Source organism: Nostoc cf. edaphicum LEGE 07299, assembly GCF_015207245.1.
GTDB lineage: Bacteria > Cyanobacteriota > Cyanobacteriia > Cyanobacteriales > Nostocaceae > Nostoc > Nostoc edaphicum_B.
Window position 1 is genome coordinate 1 of record NZ_JADEXF010000591.1, and the last position, 3,812, is coordinate 3,812.

Genomic DNA, 3,812 nt, shown 5'->3' on the forward strand with positions numbered 1-3,812 from the left:
ATCGCGATCGCATTGGCAGAGTGAATGCTTCATGAACCAGATTAATCGAGTTGCAATTGTCGGTGGAACTCATGGCAATGAGTTTACAGGAGCCTACCTAATCCAGAAATTTGCCCAGTTTCCCGATTTAATTACTAGATCGAATTTTAAGACAGTCACTCTGTTGGCAAATCCTCATGCTTTTGCCGCCGGAAGACGATATGTAGAGAAAGATTTAAATCGCTGTTTTCTCAAGCAAGATTTACAAGATCCGACTTTGAATAGTTACGAAGATTTGCAAGCTAAATTAATTCAGGATACCCTAGTATCAAATGGGGAGAAACAAGCCGATTTCATCTTAGACTTGCACAGCAGTACAGCTAATATGGGTCTGACAATTATTCTTGTTAATAGTCATCCCTTAAACTTAAAATTGGCTGCTTATCTAAACCAGCTTAATCCTTTAGTTAGGGTTTATCGCTGCTCTTTTAAATCAATTGCAGAAAACCCCTTTGTAAATTCTCTGTGCGAATTAGGCTTTGCGTTCGAGGTTGGGCCAATTGCCCAAGGACTTTTAAAAGCAACGCTGTTCCAACAAACAGAGGAACTTGTTCGCGCCCTTCTGGACTATCTAGAACAGTTTAACCAGGGTAAAATTCCATCAAATAACGAAACCTTGATTCTCTATGAGCATTTATCAGTTGTAGACTACCCAAAAAAACCAGATGGTACAATCTTTGGGATGATCCATCCAGACCTTCAGGATAAAGATTATCAAGCCTTGAACCCAGGAGATCCAATTTTTATAACTTTTGACGATAAAACAATTGTTTATGAGGGAGCATCTACTGTTTGGCCGATTTTTATTAATGAGGCAGCTTACTACGAAAAGGGAATTGCCATGTGTTTGACCCAAAGGCGACAAATTAATATCTAAGATGTGGAAGAAATTTTTTGGATAATTGCTTTTGATTGAAAATAATGATAGAAATTGAGTTTAATAAGTAATCAAGCAGACATGATATGACGGGCTATGTTAGGAAATGCTGCTCTTAAAGTAACTCTTTATTTTGAAAATTAGGAGCCGCAAATATTCTAGCTTGAGGTTTCCCTTAAACTCAGCCCCGATCGAACTATGGAACTTGACCAAATGGCACGCTTGTAAAGGGAAAATCGTTGAGGCAGCAGGGGTGCAGAGGAGCAGAGGAGCAGGGGAGAAAGAAGAAGTTTTAGGTATTGCGTTCGGATATTCAGAAATTCCCCTCTGCACCCTTGCCCCCCTGCCCCTCTGCAATCCTTACGCTGCATACTCTTCAGCTTAACTTAGTGCCATTAGGAACTTGACCAATAAAGTCCAAGCCTTAAACTATAATTAACGCTTAAAATTGTCCAAATAATTTAACTCATAATGAAAACAAAGCAAAAACGAAACAAACCAATAGCCAGTCTTTCTTTAGATTTGGATAATATTTGGTCTTATTTAAAAAATCAGGGCGCTCCAGGTTGGGAGACTTATCCTTCTTACCTGGATATCGCAGTGCCTCGTTTCTTAGATATTCTCAAACAATGGGATTTGACAATCACAGTATTCATTGTCGGTCAAGATGCAGCGCTAGAAAAGAATACCAAAGCAATACAAGCGATCGCTAGCGCCGGTCACGAAATTGGCAACCATTCATTCTATCACGATCCTTGGCTACATCTGTATTCAGAGAATGAAATTGAAGAAGAGGTGGCACTCGCCGAAGAACATATCAAACGCGTTACTCATCAACATCCTATCGGCTTTCGGGGGCCAGGATACAGTTTTTCTCCAGCAGTATTGAAAGTTTTAGCACGACGGGGATACGAATATGATGCTTCGACTTTTCCCACATTTTTGGGGCCTATAGCACGAGCATATTATTTAATAACTTGTAAATTGAGCAAGGAAGAACGTAAAAAACGGGAAGCGCTGTTTGGCGGTTTTAAAGAGGGTTTGCAGCCTCTAAAACCTTACCAGTGGAAACTAGATAAGGATAGGCTAACTGAGATTCCCGTTACCACTATGCCAGTTTTTAAAGTGCCAATTCACTTCAGTTACATAATGTTTCTGAGTACATTTTCTTCGGAGGTGGCTTTACTCTACTTGCGAATTGCCCTGTGGCTGTGTAAAGTTACACGCGTCCAGCCTTCTTTACTACTCCACCCAACAGACTTTGTAAGTCAAGAGGATGTACCAGAACTTTCATTCTTTCCTGGTATGAGTGTTCCCACCTACAAAAAGCTGGCAATAGTGAACAAAAGTTTAGAAATTATATCCAATCAGTTTCATGTTTTGACTGTTGGACAACACGCTAAATTTGCAGCCGATGGACGTAAACTGCCTGTATTAGTGCCTCAAAAGAGATAAAAATACGATTCCTAACGAGCAACAAAACACTCATGTAGAGACGCGATTTATCGCGTCTTGAAAAACAAATTATCTACACCAATAATCTTTAACTAAAGCGTATTATATTAGAAATCTTCAGGGATAAACCACATATAATTCTCAGGAAAATTACTGAACCATCAAGACAATAAATCTTACTAATATATAGAGAAATATTGTCAGGATGCTGAATATGTCAGATTTACCGCTTCAGTGCCAAAATTTGAAAGAGCAAGTTGAATTTATATTACAACTATTACAACAAGAACCAACGCTACGTTCCCAAGATATTACATCTGTACGGACTTCTTTAAGTAAAGCAATTTCTCCGAAGTTTGAAATTGTATTTGCAGGTGCTTTTAGTGCTGGAAAATCAATGCTAATCAATGCACTATTAGAAAGGGAATTACTCTACAGTGCAGAGGGACACGCTACAGGTACAGAATGCAAAATCGAGTATGCAGAAGTAGATAAAGAACGTGTTGTTTTGACGTTTTTAAGTGAAGCAGAGATTCGAGAACAAGCAGTTTCTTTATGTCAGCAACTAGGATTTAAAACAGTACCTAATATTAATCAAGCTGAGGTAATTAACCTGCTACGTCAAGGTTCTGAAGCGATTATTCAGCAGGAGGGTGGTGAGAGTCAATCAGAACGTGCAAAACAGGCGAAGGCGTTAATGTTGTTGCTAGAGGGATATATAGCGAATAGCGATCGCATCAACACGGTTAATAATGCTACATACTCAATGGAGCAATTTAACTTTTCCAATCTCAAGGAAGCGGCTGGATATGCCCGTCGTGGTAGTAATAGTGCAGTGTTGAAGCGAATAGAATATTACTGTAATCATCCTTTGCTACAAGATGGTAATGTAATTATTGACACACCTGGGATAGATGCGCCAGTAGAGAAAGACGCACAGCTAACTTATGCCAAAATTCAACATCCTGATACTTCGGCGGTGGTATGCGTGCTAAAACCTGCTTCGGCGGGTGACATGACAAAAGAAGAAACGGAACTTTTAGAATTAATGCGGGAGAATGGAGGAGTACGCGATCGCGTTTTCTATGTCTTCAACCGGATCGATGAAACTTGGTATAATACTCAGCTACGGCAACGATTAGACGATTTGATTAGTGGGCAATTTGCCAATTCCAGGAAGGTTTATAAAACCAGTGGATTATTAGGATTTTATGGCAGTCAGATTAAACAAACAAGCCCACAAGATAGATTTGGTTTAGATTCTGTTTTTGCAGAAAGTATTAAAGGTTTAGATGGTAAAGAAGAAACTCCACAATTTGTCTATGCGTTTAACAACTACTGTGTAAATTCAGGAAAGCTATCTTCCAGTAAATTCCGTGTTTCTGTGAACGGCTTTGAAACTCCAAATCAAAATTATGTGCGAATTCTGGGAGATTGGGGA

Annotated in this window: 3 protein-coding genes; all 3 read left to right on the top strand. The window is 39.3% G+C overall.

Annotation, left to right across the window (positions count from 1 at the left end; translation table 11 throughout):
• The first annotated feature begins 31 nt into the window (after positions 1–31).
• On the top strand, positions 32–916 hold the full coding sequence (locus IQ229_RS17355) for an aspartoacylase (RefSeq protein WP_194045828.1): 885 nt from the start codon (positions 32–34) through the stop codon (positions 914–916).
• A gap of 471 nt (positions 917–1,387) precedes the next feature.
• Positions 1,388–2,371 carry a polysaccharide deacetylase family protein gene (locus IQ229_RS17360; protein WP_194045834.1) on the top strand — a complete coding sequence of 328 codons (984 nt, stop codon included), beginning with the start codon at positions 1,388–1,390 and terminating at the stop codon, positions 2,369–2,371.
• A gap of 214 nt (positions 2,372–2,585) precedes the next feature.
• Positions 2,586–3,812 (top strand): dynamin-like GTPase family protein (locus tag IQ229_RS17365; RefSeq protein WP_194045836.1); only part of this gene is annotated, 1,227 nt, incomplete at its 3' end.

Coding starts and splice junctions, on each gene's coding strand:
- IQ229_RS17355 (WP_194045828.1), top strand. CDS start 32: ATGAACCAGATTAATCGAGTTGCAATTGTCGGTGGAACTCATGGCAAT.
- IQ229_RS17360 (WP_194045834.1), top strand. CDS start 1,388: ATGAAAACAAAGCAAAAACGAAACAAACCAATAGCCAGTCTTTCTTTA.